Raw genomic sequence first — 20872 nt, forward strand, 5'->3', positions numbered from 1 at the left:
TTTTTTAATCTATTTTTAATAATTTTGCGTTTATAGCTACAATCACCGTACTAAGTGACATGAGAATTGCTCCAACTGCAGGACTTAGCACAATACCTATCGGATAAAGGATACCAGCCGCAAGAGGGATGGCCAGAATATTATACCCTGCAGCCCACCATAAATTTTGTAGCATCTTGTTGTAAGTTGCTTTTGAGAGTTTGATGATATTCAAAACGTCCATGGGGTTGCTTTTTACCAAGACAACATCTGCTGTTTCAATCGCTACATCCGTACCTGTACCAATAGCAATGCCCAAATCCGCCTTGGCAAGTGCAGGAGCATCATTTACTCCATCTCCCGTCATAGCGGTTCTAAGCCCCTCTTTTGTCTGGATATGTACGATTTTATCTGACTTCTCATGAGGAAGTACTTCGGCAAAAATTTCGTCCATGCCAAGCTTGCCTCCGACGTACTGCGCTACCTTGGCATTGTCCCCTGTCAGCATGATGGATTTGATATTCAATTCTTTCAACCGATCAATTGCCTCTTGAGCCGTATCCCGAATGATATCTGCCAGTGCAATCATACCGGTAATTTTACCGTTGACCAAGGTAAAAACAACCGTCTTTCCTTCAGCAGACCATTCATTAAACGGTCCCTCGTCAAAAGAAAGTTTTTCAGACCGTACATAACCAGGGCTTACTACCATGATTTCTTTTCCATCTACCACTCCTTGCAGCCCTTTGCCTGTTAGAGACTGAAAATTACTTACAGGCGGAATCGAAAGTTGTTTTTCTTTTGCAGATTTAAGAATACCGCGGGCAATAGGGTGTTCTGAATGGGCCTCAACTGCTGCTGCCAATGATAGTACTTCCTTTTCTGTGTAGGGGCTTGAGATAGCGATATTGGTTACCCCAAACTCTCCCTTCGTCAACGTTCCTGTCTTATCAAAAACAATCGCCTCGATGAAGCGGGCATTTTCAAATGAAGCACGGTTCCTGATTAACAGACCATTTTTGGCTGCTATGGATGTAGAGACAGCCACAACTAGAGGTGCTGCTAGGCCCAGAGCGTGCGGACAGGCAATGATTAGGACGGTGACCATCCTTGTGATTGCATAAGAAACGGTATAACCGAGGGACAACCAAAAAACAAAAGTGAGCAATCCTGCGACAAGCGCTCCATAAAACAACCACTTCGCTGCACGGTTGGCAAGATCCTGAGCCTTTGATTTGGATTCCTGGGCTTCCCTGACTAACTTTATCACCTGAGAAAGGTATGTTTCCTCACCTGTCTTCTTAATCGATATGATCAATGAGCCTTCTCCGTTAACGGAGCCTCCAATCGCTTCCTCACCTGTTTCTTTTTCGACTGGTACTGATTCTCCTGTCAACATCGACTCATCGACCGTAGATTTACCTTCGATAATTTCACCATCCACCGGAATCTTTTCACCAGGCCTTACCAACACATGATCCCCGTGTCTAAGTTCGGTAATATCCACAACTTTTACATTACCGTCTTCATCAATGACGCTTGCCTCTGAAGGCATTAACTTCGCCAGTTCCTCTAATGCCTTTGAGGCTCCCATAACTGAGCGCATTTCAATCCAATGGCCAAGAAGCATAATGTCGATCAAGGTTGCCAGTTCCCAAAAGAAATCATCTTCTGCAAGACCAAATGCAGCCGCTGAACTGTAAACATAAGCGACAATAATGGCCAGGGAAATGAGCGTCATCATCCCCGGGTTTTTATCCTTAAGCTCATCTTTTGCCCCGGCTAGAAATGGCCATCCTCCATAAAAGAAGACGACGGAGGACAAGGCAAACAATATGTACATATCGCCAGCAAAACGCCAGTTGACACCTAAAAACATCTGAATCATCGGAGATAGTATCAAAATGGGAATTGTAAGAATCAGGGAAATATAAAAACGCTTTTTAAAGTCATCTACCATGTGGGCATGATGATCATGATGTCCCATATGCCCCCCGTGATGATCTCCTTCGTTCCCATTATGCGAATGATGGCCATGTCCCGAGTGTTCACCATGTTGATGATCGTCGGCAGATGTTTTGTGATGATGAGAATGATCGTGATTATGTTCATCCATTTTGTTTCCTCCTCTCTTTATATGTTTACCTCATTTTACATGTAATTTATCCAGAATGTATGCAGAAGAAACAGGTTTCGGCTAGGGGTAGTGAGATGGAGAAAGGAATGGCATTGAATTTAAAATAAACGGCGTTTGAGAATAAATGAATAAACAGAGCAGGCTGAACATCAAAACAATAATAAATGGGTTTTGATAAAGACGAAGCCACTTAGGCTGGCTATTCCATTGGGTGAAAACTTCATAAATAATTAAAAAGCAAATCGATAGGGCAATCGTAAACATGGTCATAATGGCTTTGTCCCAATCTGCGGAATCTATCATCTCCCCAAGCATAGCCCCCATCATACCAGCCATTACTCCAGATAACATCCCTTCTAAAAGAGCAAGAAAGGAGTAATAAGAACCGATAGAGGCTCCAGTTATTAAACCTATACATATTCCGATAACAGTTGATAGCAATAATTGACCCTGAAATAATATCACGAAAAGCGTTCCAGCAAATAAACCGATTCCCATGGCCATCGACATGGCAAACAACATCCCGTGCATAGCTGTTACCTGTTTTCTAACTATAAATGCGGACACTGAAACACCAGCAAAATGTATCAATAATACAGAAACTAAAAAGGCTAATCCTTTAGTCATCATGATCAGCTCCATACTTTTGTACAAGTATATGGGTTGAAAAATAGGTTTTATTACTGTACATCCATTTACTGATAATTTGTCATAAAAAATGCAGAGATTGTGCAAAAAAATACGTGGAAATTATAAAAGGATATTCGGTAAAAGGAGTATTTTAAGGATTAAAAGAGTGCTTCATCCTATTTTATGGCTGCTTATCTTCTAATCTAGAAAACATACAGAATAAAGCTTTGGCGATAAGAATCACGAAAAAAACAGAGCAGACTAACCAAAATCGCGCAAGCCAGCCAAGCAAAGAGGTACAAGAAAAGGTTGCTGCTCCATAAACTAATGGTAATAAGGCATAAGCCTCACTATCTTTTGAATGGTAAGGACTTTTCTTTTATAAAATATCATGCTGTAATCTCATAACTTATCATTGGTCAGCAGACAATTAATAATCTTAATTATTCCATTACGTTAACCAGATATTCTGCGTCTTCTCCAACGCCATGGATAAGTGCCGAGCCTCGTTTATGTTGCCAGCTTAAGCCGATAAAATACAGCCCTTGAATGTCACTGACTCCTCTTTTATGAATCGGCAAATTATTTTTATCCAAAACACCATCAATTTTAATCCATTGGTAATCGTTGCGATATCCTGTCGCCCAAATAATTGTCTGTACTTCCATTTTAGTTTGATTGGCAAACATGGCAGTATCATTCTTAAAATCCACCAATCTATCTACAATAAGAGCATTTCTTTTTACCTTTTTCAGGTCATTGCCAATAATGGGATCATTTCTTTTTAGCCATTTTCCTAAAGTTGAATAGGCTTTAACGTTCAATAAGCCTAAGTTGTCCAGCCACCAGAACAAGCTTTTTCCAAGCAGAATTTGTGGGAGGGCCTTTATTTTCTTGCTGCATGAAAGAATTACACTGTGGGTGTCGCTGAGTTCGGCCGCAATTTGTACGCCTGTGTTGCCAGCACCTACAACAAGAACTTTGCCTGAAGGAATCTGATGATGATTTCGATAGTCAGACGCATGCAGCTGTATAATTCTTTTACTGATTGAATCTGTGATTGGAGGGATATAGGCTGTATGGAAAGCCCCTGAAGCCACTACAACTTGTCTGGTCCGGTAAATATCTCCCCTGCTCGTTTTTATGATGAAAGCCCCTTTGTCTTTAAGCAGTTCAACTACTAGAGCATTATGGTAAATGGGCAATTCAAAGTCCTGAGCATATTCATTCAGATATCCAGCGACTTCATTTTTTGTCGGATACCCTTCCGGATTCCCGGGCAATTTTAATCCCGGCAAAGAAGAATAAGACCTTGGAGTGAAGAGAACCAAGGAATCATATCTATTTTTCCATGAATCTCCGGTTTCTTTCTGGTCATCCAAAACCAAAAATTGTTTTTGAGCTTTTTTTAAATAATACCCAACTGATAATCCTGCCTGCCCTCCCCCTACAACAATCACATCAAAATCCATTTAAATAACTTCCTTTTCATAGGATATTTTACAAACTACTTATGTTTATTGTATTCAATCGTGTCGGCTGTCCGAATGCCGGCTTCCTTATCTAAAAGCCTGCCAACAACATGAAGGGACATGTCAATTCCTGCAGATATGCCAGCAGCTGTTACGACACTTCCCTGATCGACAAACTTGACCCCTCTAATTACTTTCACTTCAGGGTAGGATGTCTCTAAAAGATCTAATGCAGCTTGATTTGTAGTTGCTTGCTTTCCATTTAACAATCCGGCTTTGGCTAAAAACAGGGCACCCGTACAAACCGACAGGACTAATTTATCCTCCGATTTCCCAGCAATCCAATGAATGATTCCTTCATTTTGGGTAACAGTCTTTATTGCTCGATAAGGTCCCCCGGGGACGACGACAATATCAAAGTCGGGTGCTGTCTGAAAACTATAATCTGGCTGAACCTTTAATCCGTTATGTACAGTTATAAGCCCACCATCCTCAGAAACTGTGTGGACTAGAAACGGTTTCTCTTCTTTATCCAACTGGTTTAAAAACAATTTAGATACATCGCTGTCTTTATAGGTTGATAAATTGAAAACTTCATAGGGGCCAACGAAATCCATGGCATCTACCTCATTGAAAAGTAAAATCCCTACGTGAAATTGTTTCATCTTTTTCACTCCCTTTTCAATCAATTCTATACGTATAGGGGGTATAAGTATATATATTTTGATGGCAAGAACGTTTTAGGGATACTTGGGGAAATTAAATATGTAACATATCCAAAAGAGCTGAACTTTAATAAAATCCTTCTTCAACTAAATGGCCCAATTACGGCACAGCCATATTAAATTAACGCACCCGTTAGCTTTATTTTGACTAACCATTCACCAAATGTTCTTTATTAAGCGTAGCAGCATTCTTGGTATAAACAATAAGATGCTCCAGGCCACTTCAAATAAGATTGATTCCCTAAGTTCAATTAGGATTTCTTTAAAAAAGCCGTTCTTTCTTTCTCTTTTCTTTCATCTGTTTATTCTTCACTCTCTGCATTCTTTTGACCTTATATTGTTCAAAATCCCACTTCGATAAAAACTCTTTAGCAGCAGTATAGCCTGAGCTATAGAGAAAATCGATTTCATCCTCATTCAGTTCGAAATCAGTTGCGTTGATGTCTCCAGCCGGAATTTGAATCGTGCGTTCAATCGTTTCTTCGTTCATATGCCGTAAATCATGGGCTTGAAGCATCGTTTTAAAAATATTTTTGAAAAGGTGGATTGGCGTTGGTATAACTGCATCTATGCTAACTTTATCTTTCACAAAATGGAAGCCGAACGTTGGAAACCTAGGGTTGTCCGTATCAAATATCCATATTGGGAAGTTACTAAGTAAACCACCATCTAAAATGTAAGATTTGTTGCGTTCTTTTGATTTCCATATAACCGGACGGTAGAAAAACGGCATAGATGCACTCATCATAACCGCTGTTGAAACTTTCAAATCAGCAGGAGTCATCCTATAGCGCTCCAAATCATCTGGCAAAATAAGCATTCGGCCATTCGAAATATCAGAAGCAATAACCTTCAACTTTCCATCTGGAAGATCTGCAAACGTCATAATTCCTTTTTCTGCAAGAAGTGAATCCACCCATGATTCCAAATAATCATTTTTATATATTCCGAGATTAATCATAAGTTCTAAAAATACACCGAGAACAGGAATTCGATTCAAGAAAGTCTTACCTCGAAGCTTTGAAAAATTGAGTTCACTCACACGATCGCTAATTTCATAGCTTTTGTATCCGCTTGCCAAAAGAGCAGCTATTAATGCGCCCGCTGATGTTCCAGCCAACCTTTCCCATTTTACTGTTTCCTCTTCCATTGCTTGAATCGCTCCAATAAAAGCAATTCCCCTAACCCCACCACCCTCAAAAACAGCATCTGCCTTCAACTTTTTACCACCTCTCGTTTACAGTTATTGTAGTTCTGCAATCTCCTATTCTACAATCTCCCACTACATTAAGAAGAGCGCATTTCTTGCTCCGGAATGCGCCCGATTACCCAAGTTTGAAAAGTGCGAAATTATTATACGAATCTTTCTTAGTTACTTTGCTCACGCTGTTAATATATTAACTTTAAAGAAACAAGACCATATGATCTTCATCAAAATACATTTTATCTAATTTCATCGCTCTTTTTTCTTTTCCAAAAACCTTAAAACCCAGAGAAGAATAGAGTTTTTTTGCTGGCTCATTAGTAGACACCACAGTTAAATGAATCTGCTCAATTCCCCCCAATTCTTTTGCCTTCTTAATTGCTTCTACCATCAAACACATTCCAATTCCTATACCGCGCTTCTTAGGACAAACGTACATGGCAAAGATATTGGCTTTATGTTTTAATTTAAGTTTAGACTCTTTAACCAAAGTAACTACACCGATAAGTTTTTCATCTTCAAATGCACCAAAAGTAAAAGACTTTGCCGATTGAAACCGATCCTTATAAGTTTCTAAGGGATTTTCCTTTTCCTCCTCATAGGTTGAACCGAATGACTCAGGACTGTTTTTTAACGCTTCTAATCTAAAATTCCGATACTCTTCGGCATCTAACGGCTTCAAAAGTCTTATACCCATTATTTCCTCCTAATAAAAAGAAAAGTAATTTCCTCTATTTTACAATAAAATAAAGAATCTTTATTCCACTAAATGGCCCTAAATTAAAAATGGGCACTTGTTCCTGAAACGCAACTGATCGTATTATAAGTTTAGCCAAAAAATATTTCTGGTTGACCATTTTCTGTTGGAGGAAATGAAAAAAACTATGATACTACAAGCGGGGTTCAATACGTAGCAGGGTCTAAATATTAAGCCAAACAACAAAGTTCATATACATTCGGCAAACTGCCCTATTATGACGCAAATCCTTACTTCAGATTTGCGCCCTTATATTGTAGATGCTTGGCCAGGTATGATTTACTCTTTACCCATACAAACACTTTATTGCAATTAAGTAAGCCTCCTGTCGATTCGCGAACAGGAGGCTTTGTTTGTTGCTGAAGTGGAAGTCTGTTTACTAATACTGAGGTTACTCTCCAGGAACATTCACTTGGAAAGTAACGCCGAACTTGTCCTTTACTTGTCCATACAAGGGACTCCAATCTGTCTTCTGAAGTGGCATAATGACTTGCCCATCGTCTGCCAAAGCCGCGAAGATTTCTCTGGCTCTGGCCTCTTCTTTAGGATGAATGGCCATCTGAATCGTATTGCCTGGTTGATAAGGCATGCCTAAGTACGTATCGCTAAACATGAGATCTGCTTCTCCGACTTTCAAGTGTGCATGCATAACGCGATCCTTCATATCATCCGGTAAGGGATGGTTCGGATCCGCCGGCATGTCTCCGAATGTCATGATACCCATCACTTTCCCGCCAAGCGCTTTCTCATAAAAATGAACCGCTTCTCTCGTGTTACCGTCAAAAATCAAATACGGGTTCAAACTAATTGACATCATTCAACAGCTCCTTAGTTCTATTTTTTCAATTTTTATGTAATTTCCACTGGCTGTAACCATCAACTATTATTACCATAACTTTATAGAGGTGTACATAAGCTCGTCAACAAAAACATGATTGAATACTAATATTTTTATGTTATTCTTGTTGATGATAACGCACATTTATAGTGAGATCGAATTATTAAAGAAAACCGCCCGTTCGGAAAATTGGAAGATTACTTTTTAATTATTACTAACAAAACGAATAAGCGCTGATATAGTTACGAATTGTGCCCAATATTGGCATAACGAAAGTTAGAGAAATGGTTTTTTCGAAACTAACGCACCCTATATTTAAAGTGACCATGGCAGTATTATTTTTAAAAAAAGTAACAATTCGAACGTTACTTTTTTCATTATTGTAATTTTATACAGCAGGAGAACTTTACCCTAAAAAGCTCCTATGGAACTCACTTTATTAAAAGTGGATTCTTAACGATATAAAAATTGACTAGTGTCTATCATAGTGGAATCTTCCCTTAACCCGCTTTAACATTGCTACTATAAGAAAGCTAACTATCACTAATAAGACCCATGAACTAACCTTTCCTAGATGAACTGGACTCCATGCATATGTCTGGTTCGGATATTGCCACGCTCCAAAAAACGTTGCGATATTTTCGGCTATCCAAATAAAAAACCCAATGAGCAAATAAGAAAGTACGAGTGGCATACGATAACGGGTACCATCGACCTCGTATGTGATCCATGATTGCCAAAAGACGATAATCACAAGTCCGAATAACCACCAACGAACGTCAATCCAATAATGGTGGGTGAAAAAATTTAAATAAATCGCAGCTGCAAGAGGTACAACTGCCCAAATCGGCGGCCACATAACCAAATCAACATTTAGCCTTCTCCACGCCTGGCACAGATAACTCGCTACACTTGCGTACATGAATCCGCTATACAAAGGCACTCCAAGAATTTTGAAATATCCTTCCTCTGGATAAGACCATGAGCCCATATGTACCTTGAAAATTTCCAAAGTAAGCCCAATTAGGTGGAACAGTGTAATAACCTTCAGTTCATCCCGTGTTTCAAGCCCAGAGCGCACCATCCACCACTGCATCAGAAGGAAGATGATGAGCAGCCAGTCATACCGTGGCAGGATGGGAAGTGGTATGAGTTGAGTAAAAGCCAGAGAAGCGAATACAACGATAGGAAATAAACACGATAGGGCCTCTTCCCAACCAAAACGAACTAGTTGTTTTAGTGCTCTTGCAATTTGTGCATTCAATGTTTTTTGTCGAGAATTACATTGATCGATTACATTCATGAGTAACCCCACTTTTATTGGATTTGATCATTGAAATGATGGAACAAGGAATCTTGTTTTCCTATCATATATTATTAATCTAGGATGTCTTCATCACTTCGATATTCTAAAATATCCCCTGGTTGGCATTCCAGCGCCTTACAAATCGCTTCTAATGTCGATAATCGAATCGCTTTTGCCTTACCATTCTTCAATATAGAAAGGTTAGCCATTGTGATTCCAACCCTCTCCGAAAGTTCTGTCACGCTCATTTTCCTTTTAGCCAACATCACGTCAATATTGATTATAATTGCCATGTTTTTCACCTCAGACCGTTAAATCATTTTCTGATTTTATATTTATAGCTTCTTGTAAAAGTCTTTGGAGAACAGCAGCAAAGACTGCAATCACCATTGAAGCAAATATAGGGACCATTCCGATTATTATGAGACCTGGGGCATCGTCCAGCTCTGCTACGATATAAACAAATGGCAGAATTAACACATACAAACCACTGATTGTCATTGCACATAATTTAATATCCTTTAGAGCTTTAACAGACAAATCAGAGAAAGCTTGGTTCTTGTCAATAAAACTTAAAAGTCTAAAAGCCTTATACAATGCAATATAAAACGGGATGATCGATACAAACATACCTATCAAAATGGGATATAGTATATGGGCATAATCTGGATTTACTGGGTTTTTAGTTAACCAAGGCAGCCCAAATATACACAATGCTAGAACTGGAGTTCCAATAAGAAAAACTGCTACCTTCAAAAAGAGTTTTGAACCATGTTTCATAAAAAGCACCTCACCTATTTATTTTCATTTTGATTTTAACAGCACATTTATCGTTTTACAATAAATATTTATCCTTTTTGATTATATTATTATTGATATTTAAAATTCCCCTTTAATTTAGACAAAAAAAAGCAATTCCTCATTACAAGGAAATGCTCTATAACTTAATACTATTTAATTTATAAATTGTTCAACTCCAAGCTTTATATATCTGTTCCTCAATAATATGGCCAATCCAAATAAGGCGCCCCTTTTACCAGAATCGTTTCTGTTGATGGGGGATTATTCTTTTTGAGTAATGCTTATAATGATCAAGGTAAACGAACGGGCCTAAGGATCGACGTTCAATTTGAGGCAGTACTCTAATAAGCGTCATATCTCCATCATCAATTACTCTTTCAACTTTAATAATGCATTCAACAGTTCGATGGAAAGTTTACTCCACCATTAGTTTCGGTTGTGAATTTTCCCCATGAACTGTCATTTTGCCGTCAATCTTAAAATTTGCAACTTCTCCGCCTTCCAATGCGTAATTCGTAACATTTTCACCATAAGTAACAATGTCACCATGAATGGTCAAACTTTCAACTTTGCCACCTGATTTAATACTTATTGCATTTGCTGCAAGCTCCGTTATTACGCCTTTAACTAAAGAATTACCCATAGAACCATAGGTTGTTACATTTTCTTCCACAGTCATATTTCCAATCGGTTTGCTCACTTGTATACCTATAGAGCCATCACCATGGGTTGTAATGGATTTAAACTTAATATTTTCAACCGTACCGTCATATTGGTTAAAGCCTCTAGCACCCAAACCATATGTAGTGATATCTTGTGCCGTGAAATCTTTTACTGTACCAAAGTTCACAAATCCTATACCGCTCGGGCCATAAGATACTATTTGTTCATTGCTAACCCATTTTTCTACTTCGCCCCACGTATCTAGGACCATATCATTAACACCGTAAGTCACGAGTTCACCATGATGTTCAACTGTTTTTGCCTTAACACCATAAACAATGAAAACAGCTGCAGTAATGATATCGGCGGTACCATAGGGTAACATGCCATTTGAATACACAGCACCTGTGGTTAGTGTTTCCAAATTTACTTTTCCACCCTCATCGCCAAAACCGGAAACAAAAATGCCCGAGCCAATAACAGGAGAGTTTTTTAACCCTATGCGGATATTCGTTAATCTGCAATCAATCTTACTTTCTTTATTAGAATTAAAATTATATACAGTCAATGCCCCTTGGTATACATTAACGCCATACTTTTGCGGCTGCTCACTGTAATGCCTTGAATCGCAAGAAGTAATGTGTATCTTATCTGCAATCAGATTGATCTTGTCTGTTCCCGGCCTAGAAATAATAGAAACTTGCCCTGTAATATTCAAATTTTCAAGGTGAATATTCCCCATATCTGAAATTCCGCACACCGTATATATTGCTCGGTTTGTTTGTTTTGTCATCATTGTTAGGTTTGAGATGGTATTGTTGCGCGTCATACCAAAGCCATCACTATTATTAAAGCTCACCATACATGAATCGCTGTTTTTTCCTTTTAATTTGTAGCCTTCAGGTAAAGTAATGGAATGAGGGGAAAGAATGGATGTTTCTATCTCCAAAACCTGTGGTATATTTTCAGAAATTGCTTTCATCAATTCTAAAAGTGTAGTTATTCTTGTTGTTTTCATTAAAAAAACTCCCTTAAACTTATTATCATCTAGATCGTTTTTCTTAAGATGCTGCCGTCATTCACTCAAGGATTTACGGATATTAACAAAAATCATTCCCACTCTAAGGTAAATCTTATTAGTCAGCTGGTCTTGGGCCAGCTATTTTCCCCGTGCTTTCCACTGTCATAATCGGTCGAACAGTTATGTCTCCATTTACACGAATTTGACAAGATAAGCGTAAATAATCTTCATATAAATGCTCATCAATACCTTTATCAGCAAAGGCTTTTTTTTCTTTTTTTGTTACCTCCAAAAAGTCACCCGCTAATACTTCCACCCTGCAAGTAGTACATTTCGCGTTTCCTCCACATTGATGGAGAATATTTACGTCATTGTCTTCGAGAGCTAGTACTAATTTTTTTCCCATTTCAACTTCAAAAGTCTTTCCGCCGAATACTGTTACATTAGGCATTGTAATACCTCCCCATATAATTTCTTGGTTTTTATAGTCTGTACCTGCAATTCCCGATGAAAAAGATTTATTATTAGCCTGTATTCAGATATCTATTTGTATGCAGAAAATATTGGCTGTATTTTTCCGAATGGATGTCAATAAAAAAATAAAGAAAATAGAGGGTAGACAAACTTAAAGCAGAAACCGGTTTTTTTAGATTAATTTCTAAAAATAAATCTGCTACTTTAAATGTTCTTGGCAAATTAAAAAAAGCCAACCGATTACTATCGGTCAGCCTCTATTTTTAATTATTGATTTCCTTTTTTAACCCATTCCGCAACTTGAACTGTGCGTTTCGCTTGATGTTTGACAGCTGCTTGAACGTCTTCTATCATTTTTCCATCCTGATCTACAGTTACACTTGTTCCATACGGATTTCCCCCCGCTCCAAATATAACTGGGTCTGTATAACCTGGAGTTGCGATAATGGCTCCCCAGTGCATCATTGAAGTATATAATGATAAGAGAGTAGCTTCCTGACCACCGTGTGGATTTTGCGCGGAGGTCATTGCACTTACAACTTTATTCACTGTTTTACCACTAGCCCAAAGCCCACCTTGAGTATCAAGGAATTGCTTCATTTGTGATGGCATGTTTCCAAATCGAGTTGGGACACTAAAGATGATTGCATCTGCCCATTCAATATCGTCCGATGTTACGACTGGAACGTCTTTCGTAGCATCGACAGTAGCTTTCCAAACTTCATTTCCCTCGATAACGGATTGTGGCGCCAATTCTTGTACTTTTAAAATTTTCACTTCTGCACCAGTTTCTTTGGCTCCTTCTTCCGCCCATTTTGCTAATTGATAATTTGTTCCACCCATGCTGTAAAAAACTACTGCTAACTTTACATTTGTCATTTTTTCTGGCTCCTTTATTGTTGAACTTCCAAATAATTTGGATAAAAAACTCATTTCACACACCACCTATTGTTTCTTTCTTATAAAGTTTGTATTCATTTCTTAGTAACGGTTTTAATCCTCATATTCTTTTATAAATTCTTTCGTACTTCTGACTGTGTCAATCGGACGAACTAGTTTTTCAATCTCTTCACGTTGTGGTTCAAAAAATGGAGGCAATGATAATTTTTCTCCAAGCGTTTCATATGGTTCATCTCCCATAAAACCTGGTCCATCTGTAGCAAATTCAAACAAAATCTGCGGTGCAACCCTCGAATATAATGATCCAAAGTAATAACGCTCCACATAACCTGAGTTTGATAAACCAAAGGATTGCAATCGTTTGGTCCATTCATCTAATACAGAACGGTCTTCAACACGAAATGCTGCATGATGCACCGTTCCAAAACCTTGGCGTGATCTGGGCAGAATCGCGTTGTATTCAACTATTACTTGAGCGCCATTTCCTCCCTCTCCAACTTCAAACAAATGAAATGAATCCTCTTCTGCTATTTCTTTGAATAATAGGACTTCCTCCATCATCTTCTTAAAATAATCAAAGTTAGAGACACGAACAAATATTGGCCCTAATCCAGTAATCGCATATTCTATAGGTATAGGGCCTTTTTGCCATGGTATCCCCGGAGCAACCCCTTTATTATTTTCATCAGAGATCAATTGATATTTTTGGTCATCAAAATCAACAAAGGAAAGTGTCTTTTTTCCAAATTGTTCTCTAATCCCTGTATGTTTAACCTTAAGACGGTTGAAACGTTTTACCCAATAATCCAAAGCTGCGTCGTTCGGTACACGGAATGATGTCTTCGAAATCTCATCTGTACCATGAACCCCTTTTGGTATGCCAGGAAAATCAAAAAAGGTCATATCTGTTCCCGGATTGCCTTTATCATCGGCGAAAAATAAGTGATATGTTTGAATATCATCTTGGTTAACTGTTTTCTTTACTAAGCGCATTCCTAAAACATACGTAAAAAATTCATAGTTTTTTTCTGCACTGCTAGTTATAGCTGTTACATGATGTATCCCTTTTAATTCATTCATTGTTAAACCCTCCTTTATCCTTTGCAGAAATCTAATACTTTATTTTGTCCATAATATAGAATCTAAATTGTCACAGGTTTATATTAAATCAAAGAGTCTCGAGTTCGAGATATATTAGAATAAAAATGTGTCCAAAGCATATTGACCCGGACCTATTAGTGCTATACCAATAGCGACTACTAACAAAGTCAGATTATATTCGTATCCATTTGATGTTGCCCATAATCCATTCGAGCCATGCACCTTAACAATAGCCATTACCATGGTTCCTGCAATTATGACTCCTGCAAGTGGAGTTAGAAGCCCTAAAGCGAACAAAATTCCACCAATAAGCTCTGCTAATCCTGCTAAAAGGGCCAGAGATACTCCTGGTTTCATGCCAATTGATTCGAACCACCCTCCAGTACCTTTCAATCCATGACCACCAAACCATCCAAACAATTTTTGGGCACCGTGTCCTATAAATAAAATTCCAATAACCAATCGTATTAATAATAATCCTAAACTCATTATAATCTCCTTTTTGGATATAATCCATTAATATATTATGAATTCGAGATAATTAACCAAAAAAAAGGTTAGATTTGCTCAGCGTACATGCCTAACCTCTTTAATTGTCTAATTAACTGCTCTTTTTCCTCAACTTCCAATCCAGCAAAGATCTCTTGAAGGGCTTCTTTATGTTTTGGAAAGACTTCACTCATGAACTCCTGTCCTTTCTCGGTTATGACTGCATAAGTAACTCGACGATCTTTAGGACATGGTTTACGTACAATTAGATTTTTCTTTTCTAATTTATCTACAACATAAGTTATACTGCTGCTTGCAAGCAGAATTTTTTCACCTATTTTTTGTATCGGTTGTTCCCCTTTATGATAAAGTAACTCCAGGACTGCAAACTCTGTAGTGTTAAGTCCATAACTTTTTATATCTTCCTCAGCACGTTTCGTGATGGATTGCATTGCTCTCGTTAAAACAATAAATAGTTTTAATGATACATCCCGATCCTCAGCTAGCCCCATAGGAACTCACCTCCATTATCTCGAATTCGAGATAATTATATGATGAAATTTTATCGATGTCAACACTTTAATATAGGTCGTGATTCAAAACTGATATTTGTCGCTTTTGAAATGTTCGCGATGAATTCAAAATAGAAGGCTTCAATCAAAGAGCCCAATTCTGTAGCAAGAATTGGGCTCTTTCTATTGTGTTAATGGTATTAATGAGGAAGCTTTTTAAGAAAAGCGAACCATATCGAGTCCAGAAGTCCTTTCGCAATGCAAATTTGCGAATTATGTGCAGTGGTTTGTGAAGCTTGAGGAGACAATGTAATAAAGACCACGATATCTGTCGAAAATGTACGGAGACTGCTTTAACTGTGCAGAAATATGCAGGAAAACAGCTGAACAAAAAAATTCCCTATTGCGATGCAAAGGGAATTTTTATTTAGTATATAGTGATTGTTTGGCTTTTCTAAACCCAATAAGTAACGGTATCCAATATCCCTATCAAAATAAGAGCTGCTCCGGCAATTCGTTGGACCACATTCCCTACTTTTCTACTTCTTTTCATTAGGGAACCACTTAATCCTAAATATGAAATCATTCCGATAACAACCAGTACAGGTATAGAAGTTCCAATTCCAAAAACAGTGGGGAGAATCAAACCGTAAGAAGAGGTCAAAACAACCGGCATTAGTGTAACGAAAAATATGACAAACATGGTTGGGCAAAATGCAATGGAGAAACTTGCGCCCATTAAGAAAGACCCCGTTTTTCCGCTGCGCAGTTTCATTGGTATTTTACTTGTCATTTTATTGATTAAATTTAGTTTTATCCACCCAAGTAAAAAGATTCCTATAAAAATAAGAATGGGGCCAATCGCTTTACGGAATACAGGAAATAGGACAATGATTTTCTCTTCAAAGCTTCGTCCAGCCAACCAGACAAGGAGGCCCAAACCGCTAAATACTACAATCTTGCCAAGGACAAAGAAAAGCACATCGACCCAGTACTGGGAATTTTGCAGGCTCCTATTCCCATAAAGTGTAATTGCGCTTATATTTCCTGTTAACTGGCAAGGTGCCAGTGCACCTATTAACCCTAGTAAAAAAGCAACAACTATAGGTGCCTCTGTCCCATGATACAGTGACATAAATGGGTCACTTAAAAATTGACTTATTTTGCTGATCTCTTGATACATATCATCGACCTCATTTTAATCTTACCACTTTATAGTTTCTTAATGAGGCTGGATGCTCTCCATCATTCCTTTAATTTTTGCTTCTGGAAGTTCCCCTGATTCTATTGCCGTTATTATACCTTCTGAATTAATCAGTATTGTAGTGGGTAGAGGTGTGATTTTGTACAGATTGAGAACTTCTTTATTCGTATCTTTCAAAATCGGAAAGTTTAAACCGTGTTTTTGAACAAATTTATTTATGGCGAATTCTGGCTCCCCTACGTTAACAGCCAATATCTCCACCCCTTGATCTTTGAACACTTGATATTGATTTTCCATATAAGGCATCTCTCTTTCACACGGCTTGCACCATGTTCCCCAAAAGTTCAAAAACACACCTTCTCCTTCATAGTCAGACAATTTATGTGTATTACCATTCATATCAGATAGAATGAAATCCGGTGCTTTATCCCCGATAGCCAGTTGCCCTCTGGCTTCCTTGGTAAAATTGTTATATAGGGTGTAGACGATAGCAGTCACCATAATGGCTAGTATCACACTTCGCATAATCAGTCGTTTCTTTTTCTTCATTTTTTACCTCCTATATATGTAAAAAACAGTTATTAAAATCCAATAAAACTTGTCCCTACCAAGATTGATGAACATACGCACTATTTAAGATAAGACACGAATGTGAAGAAACTATGAAGTTATCTTGAAAACTTATAAATGTCATCATTTAGTTGGAAGTTATAAAAATAGCATTCTTTAAAGGCTTGAAATGAGTTTAAATTAACAAAGGATTAACTAAAAAAATACAAATATAAAAAGCTAAAAAGAGTCCTTCTCTTTGGGCCTCTATTCTATTATCACCAAAAAACTAACCACGAGCATGACCACTATTTACCTTCTCTAAAACAGTATTGGTTTAAGCAGTACATTGCCGAAAGACTGTCTGGAATTGATGCTGGGCTGAAACTCTGTAATTTAAGTCTGTTTTTTAAAAAAGAGTTAAATTAGACAACAAAAAAACAGCTCCCAATGGAAGCTGATCTGCTTACAATATGTACAAGCCGCCTCTGCCGTATAGAAATATAAGAAAGTTTTAAACCACCACTCCGCAAAGTGGGTGTTCGCAGAAACGTTCCTGCATGTCCTCCATGTCATCTAGACAGAGGTTTGTCATTCCGGTTTCCTTTAAAACTCCCTATTCCAGCTTAAAGGTTAAAACTTTATTATGAATACGAACAACGCAGCTTATGTGATTATTTTACCCTAGATTTACTTATAGTTCAATGGAAATTGTTGTCGATGCATTTTAGTTGTTAATTTCCTCTTATTTTAGGCGATATTTTGCATAGCCAAAAATCGAGTTCAAAAATGGTTATTTCTTTTAGTTACACACCCACTCTTGGTGCGTCCTTTGCAATTAAACAAATTTCAATGATATTAAAAATATTATTTACTGAAAGACGGAGGTTTGCAAATGGATCAATTAGTTCTACTTCCTGCTAGATCTTCAAAATGGAAGACATGTGCGGGCCGAAATGAAAAATGGACTCTGTCTTCTCTGTCTCCCCCGCAAAAGTTTTTTTCTTCCTTTGAACCAAATCTTTGCTTCTTAAATTGATTGGATGGAATATTAAAAACAAAATGATAATATGGTTCCACCCACTATTAATAAATTTCAAAACAATCGTTTTCACTTGAAATTGAAAGCAATTTCGACTTTTACCCCGGAGAAAACAACATAATTGTTTTGTATAAAATTCATTCATTCTACCCCAGATTTCATCTAGCTCCCTTCATTTTTATACTTGACAGATAATTCTATTCAAGTTAAGGTATAGTTATTCAATGACAATTAAATATTTTTCCTTATCAAGAGTCAGGGGAGGAATCTGGTCCGGCGATCCTGCGGCAACCATTACTTAAAATAAGTAAAAAGGTGCTAATTCCAGCAAGCGAGTCAGCTTGAAAGATGAGGAAGAGTGTAGATAAAAAACCCTCTTCCTTTTTGGAAGGGGGTTTTTTTGTAAAAGAAAAAGTCGCGACGAATCTTTACACCTTTAATTTAAGTTTTCAGATCTGATAAGTGCAAATTATATAACATACTGGAGGAATATAAAATGACAACTAAAACAACTGAATTGGGACTTTACAGAAAATCAAACTTAAACAAATTAGGAGAATTGGCTGACTATGCTCCAGAAGCCTTTACATCGTTTATTGACTTTAACAATAAGGCACTAGCGGAAGGTAAGTTATCTGTAAAATTAAAAGAATTGATCGCCGTGGCTGTCGCCCATGTTACTGGATGTGCGTATTGCATTGAAATTCATGTGAATGATGTAAAAAAAGCTGGAGCTAGTAAAGAAGAAGTAGCTGAGGCAATCTTTGTTGCAACTGCGTTAAAAGCTGGCTCTGCACTTGCTCACGGGGTTAATGCACTGAATGCATTCGATGGAGAGGGAGATCAAGAACTATATAAAGCTTCTTATTTCAATCGGATTAAAGAGTTTGCTAATTTAAGCGGTGATAATTTTTCATCATTTATCGACTTTGATCAAAAAGCATTAAAAGCCGGAGAGTTGACTGTAAAAGAAAAAGAATTAATCGCTGTTGCTGTCGCACATGTCACAGGTTGCCCATATTGCATTGATTTACATATTGGTGCAGCGAAAAAAGCTGGAGCAAGCTTGGAAGATGTATCGGAAGCAATTTTTGTTGCTGTAGCATTAAAAGCTGGTTCTGCCCTTGCTCACGGTGTCAATGCATTAAATGCTTATGAAAAGTAATAAATAATACCTAACGAAGGAGCTTAACAAAACGCTATGCCTCATAAAGAGGTGTAGCGTTTTAAGTTATAAAAATTTACTCAGTGAGTTAACTTTAGAGCCTAGAGTTTTAAAGGCTTTAAAGTATAGAGGAAACATTAGACACTTTCCCCTATCTGTTCACCTTGATTGCCTTACTATAGCAGTATTGGATGGGCCGGCCATTGCCGTAAGACTGTCCGTCAGATGCTAGACTAATACATAGTAGCTTTAAAAAGATTTAAATATAGACATCAATAAAACAGCACCCAAAGGAAGCTGATTTGTTTTCATTATGTACAAGCCGCTTCTGCCGTATAGAATCTAAGAAAGTTTTAAACCACCACTCCGCAAAGTGGGTGTTCGCAGAAACGTTCCTGCATGTCCCCCATGTCATCTAGACAGAGGTTTGTCATTCATGTTTCTTTAAAACTCCCTATTCAAGCTTAATGGTTAAAACTTTATTATGAATACGAACAACGTAGTTTTGCTTATTGTTGGGAATTGTTCCAAATGCATCTTTTAGTTGTAGTATTGTACTTGGAGGAACTAACTTAGAACCAATGATTAAATCATTTTTAACCTTCCACCAATCGGGGCTCAGTTAAACATTATTTCATCCCACTTCTCCTATTACTTTATAGGCTCTATCATAAATTGACAGCACCCATCGCAACATATTTCATGTTTCTTCTAATATGATCTTCCCTCTCCCTAAAATATTTTCTAACAGGTGGCCACGTTGATGATTTCACTTAATAGAACGCATGTGCAACAATAGTACAAGGGGAATATTAAGAATGCGGAGGTCATACGATGAATATTTTATTATTGGGGGCTACGGGCAGAGTTGGAAGTGTGCTGTTGGCAAAAGCCCTGAGAGACGGACATCAAGTGGTGGCACTCGTCCGGACGCCTGGTAGAATTACAGTCACAAGCCCTAATCTGCAAATTATCCATGGAGACGTGCTCGATGAAGCGGCACTGGAAGAAGCGATGACGAGGCTGCCCATTGAAGCGGTTGTGAGTGGATTAAACACCGATAAAAATAATACATTGTCCAGGAGCACTACCTTACTCATTCATTTGATGAAAAAACACCATGTAAACAGACTGATTGCCATAGGTACGGCAGGTATATTGGACAGCAGAGTGAACCCAAAGTTGTACCGTTTTCAATCAAGTGAATCCAAGCGGAAGACAACCACTGCAGCGGAAGACCATTTAGCAGCTTATCACCAGATGCAGAAGTCTGCGCTGGATTGGACGCTCGTTTGTCCGACCTACTTGCCGGAAGGAGAAGAAACGGGACAATATCGGGTGGAAGTGGATATGCTGCCTGCAGACGGAAAACAGATATCCGTTCAAGACACCGCGGCCTTTGCCTATGCCCAGCTCCATGACAGCACATTTATTGGCAAACGGGTAGGAATTTCGTATTAAGCCTCAAAGAGTGGAAGGTTCATGTATGAAGAGTGGCGTTACGCGACCGAAAAAGCATACTAAAAGCATCATGAACCTTACCATAAACCAAGACCCTCGAAATCATTGCATCTTCTCCCCATCACGCATCTCCGAACTTACCATATTCTTTCTCAAAGATAAGCCGTATGGTACCAATGGGACCGTTCCACTGTTTCGCTAGAATCACCTCCGCAATATTCGGGTGTTTCGTCTCCTTCTCATAATAATCATCGCGGTACAGGAAGGCGATTACGTCGGCATCCTATTAGATTTTCCCGCTTTCCCGCAGATCAGAAAGGATCGGCCGTTTATCCTGCCAGCTCTCCACTCCCCTGCTTGACATCTACGATATAACTTCATAAAATAAATTTTCATACCGATTTGGAGGTTTTTGTTTGTTTAACTTATGTTTAGTGCTGGT

The 20872-nt window shown here is 38.1% G+C and carries 20 protein-coding genes, 1 other RNA gene, 1 pseudogene and 1 riboswitch; of the genes and pseudogenes, 2 read left to right on the forward strand and 20 right to left on the reverse strand.

What is annotated here, in order from left to right; all coding sequences use genetic code 11:
• Positions 1-4 precede the first annotated feature (4 nt).
• From D4T97_RS04750 to ssrS, 19 genes are all read right to left on the reverse strand, one after another.
• Entirely contained in the window at positions 5-2095 is a 2091-nt protein-coding gene (locus D4T97_RS04750; protein WP_126048268.1) for a copper-translocating P-type ATPase, read from the reverse strand.
• 81 nt (positions 2096-2176) lie between these two features.
• Entirely contained in the window at positions 2177-2746 is a 570-nt protein-coding gene (locus tag D4T97_RS04755) for a hypothetical protein (RefSeq protein WP_206435534.1), read from the reverse strand.
• 443 nt (positions 2747-3189) lie between these two features.
• Complete coding sequence (locus D4T97_RS04760; RefSeq protein WP_126048273.1) at positions 3190-4218, reverse strand: flavin-containing monooxygenase; 1029 nt, start codon at positions 4216-4218, stop codon at positions 3190-3192.
• Between the two features lie 35 nt (positions 4219-4253).
• Positions 4254-4883 carry a DJ-1/PfpI family protein gene (locus D4T97_RS04765; protein WP_126048275.1) on the reverse strand — a complete coding sequence of 210 codons (630 nt, stop codon included), beginning with the start codon at positions 4881-4883 and terminating at the stop codon, positions 4254-4256.
• A 322-nt stretch (positions 4884-5205) separates the two neighbouring features.
• Positions 5206-6162: a patatin-like phospholipase family protein gene (locus D4T97_RS04770; protein WP_126048277.1), complete on the reverse strand. Its 957-nt coding sequence runs from the start codon at positions 6160-6162 to the stop codon at positions 5206-5208.
• Between the two features lie 184 nt (positions 6163-6346).
• Complete coding sequence (locus D4T97_RS04775; RefSeq protein ID WP_126048279.1) at positions 6347-6844, reverse strand: GNAT family N-acetyltransferase; 498 nt, start codon at positions 6842-6844, stop codon at positions 6347-6349.
• 451 nt (positions 6845-7295) lie between these two features.
• Entirely contained in the window at positions 7296-7718 is a 423-nt protein-coding gene (locus tag D4T97_RS04780; RefSeq protein ID WP_126049141.1) for a VOC family protein, read from the reverse strand.
• A 496-nt stretch (positions 7719-8214) separates the two neighbouring features.
• On the reverse strand, positions 8215-9045 hold the full coding sequence (locus D4T97_RS04785; protein ID WP_126048281.1) for a DUF817 domain-containing protein: 831 nt from the start codon (positions 9043-9045) through the stop codon (positions 8215-8217).
• Positions 9046-9119: 74 nt separating this feature from the next.
• Positions 9120-9341 (reverse strand): helix-turn-helix domain-containing protein, encoded by a 222-nt coding sequence (locus D4T97_RS04790; RefSeq protein ID WP_126048283.1) that lies wholly within the window; start codon positions 9339-9341, stop codon positions 9120-9122.
• Between the two features lie 10 nt (positions 9342-9351).
• Positions 9352-9828: a DUF2975 domain-containing protein gene (locus tag D4T97_RS04795; protein WP_126048285.1), complete on the reverse strand. Its 477-nt coding sequence runs from the start codon at positions 9826-9828 to the stop codon at positions 9352-9354.
• A gap of 436 nt (positions 9829-10264) precedes the next feature.
• Positions 10265-11530: a hypothetical protein gene (locus tag D4T97_RS04800; RefSeq protein WP_206435535.1), complete on the reverse strand. Its 1266-nt coding sequence runs from the start codon at positions 11528-11530 to the stop codon at positions 10265-10267.
• 118 nt (positions 11531-11648) lie between these two features.
• Entirely contained in the window at positions 11649-11984 is a 336-nt protein-coding gene (locus D4T97_RS04805; protein ID WP_126048287.1) for a 2Fe-2S iron-sulfur cluster-binding protein, read from the reverse strand.
• Between the two features lie 290 nt (positions 11985-12274).
• On the reverse strand, positions 12275-12886 hold the full coding sequence (gene wrbA / locus D4T97_RS04810; protein WP_126049145.1) for an NAD(P)H:quinone oxidoreductase: 612 nt from the start codon (positions 12884-12886) through the stop codon (positions 12275-12277).
• Positions 12887-13000: 114 nt separating this feature from the next.
• Positions 13001-13987, reverse strand: coding sequence for a ring-cleaving dioxygenase (locus D4T97_RS04815; protein ID WP_126048289.1), 987 nt, complete (start codon positions 13985-13987; stop codon positions 13001-13003).
• Between the two features lie 114 nt (positions 13988-14101).
• Positions 14102-14500, reverse strand: a complete 399-nt coding sequence (locus tag D4T97_RS04820; RefSeq protein WP_126048291.1) for a DoxX family protein — start codon at positions 14498-14500, stop codon at positions 14102-14104.
• Between the two features lie 65 nt (positions 14501-14565).
• Positions 14566-15009 (reverse strand): MarR family winged helix-turn-helix transcriptional regulator, encoded by a 444-nt coding sequence (locus D4T97_RS04825; RefSeq protein WP_126048293.1) that lies wholly within the window; start codon positions 15007-15009, stop codon positions 14566-14568.
• A gap of 454 nt (positions 15010-15463) precedes the next feature.
• The gene (locus D4T97_RS04830) at positions 15464-16192 is read right to left on the reverse strand and encodes a cytochrome c biogenesis CcdA family protein (protein WP_126048295.1); all 729 of its coding nucleotides are present in this window, start codon (positions 16190-16192) and stop codon (positions 15464-15466) included.
• Positions 16193-16231: 39 nt separating this feature from the next.
• Complete coding sequence (gene resA, locus D4T97_RS04835; protein ID WP_126048297.1) at positions 16232-16762, reverse strand: thiol-disulfide oxidoreductase ResA; 531 nt, start codon at positions 16760-16762, stop codon at positions 16232-16234.
• Positions 16763-17237: 475 nt separating this feature from the next.
• Positions 17238-17433, reverse strand: a non-coding RNA gene (ssrS, locus tag D4T97_RS04840) — 6S RNA.
• Positions 17434-18046: 613 nt separating this feature from the next.
• A riboswitch (SAM riboswitch) is annotated at positions 18047-18159 on the forward strand.
• 141 nt (positions 18160-18300) lie between these two features.
• Here ssrS and D4T97_RS04845 point away from each other — a divergent pair.
• Entirely contained in the window at positions 18301-18969 is a 669-nt protein-coding gene (locus D4T97_RS04845; RefSeq protein WP_126048299.1) for a carboxymuconolactone decarboxylase family protein, read from the forward strand.
• 834 nt (positions 18970-19803) lie between these two features.
• Entirely contained in the window at positions 19804-20430 is a 627-nt protein-coding gene (locus D4T97_RS04850) for an NAD(P)-dependent oxidoreductase (protein ID WP_126048301.1), read from the forward strand.
• A 121-nt stretch (positions 20431-20551) separates the two neighbouring features.
• Here D4T97_RS04850 and D4T97_RS04855 read toward each other — a convergent pair.
• Positions 20552-20788, reverse strand: a pseudogene (locus tag D4T97_RS04855) (DnaB-like helicase C-terminal domain-containing protein); the annotation flags it as partial.
• Between the last annotated feature and the right edge of the window lie 84 nt (positions 20789-20872).

The sequence above is a fragment of the Siminovitchia acidinfaciens genome, assembly GCF_003605385.1.
GTDB lineage: Bacteria > Bacillota > Bacilli > Bacillales > Bacillaceae_C > Siminovitchia > Siminovitchia acidinfaciens.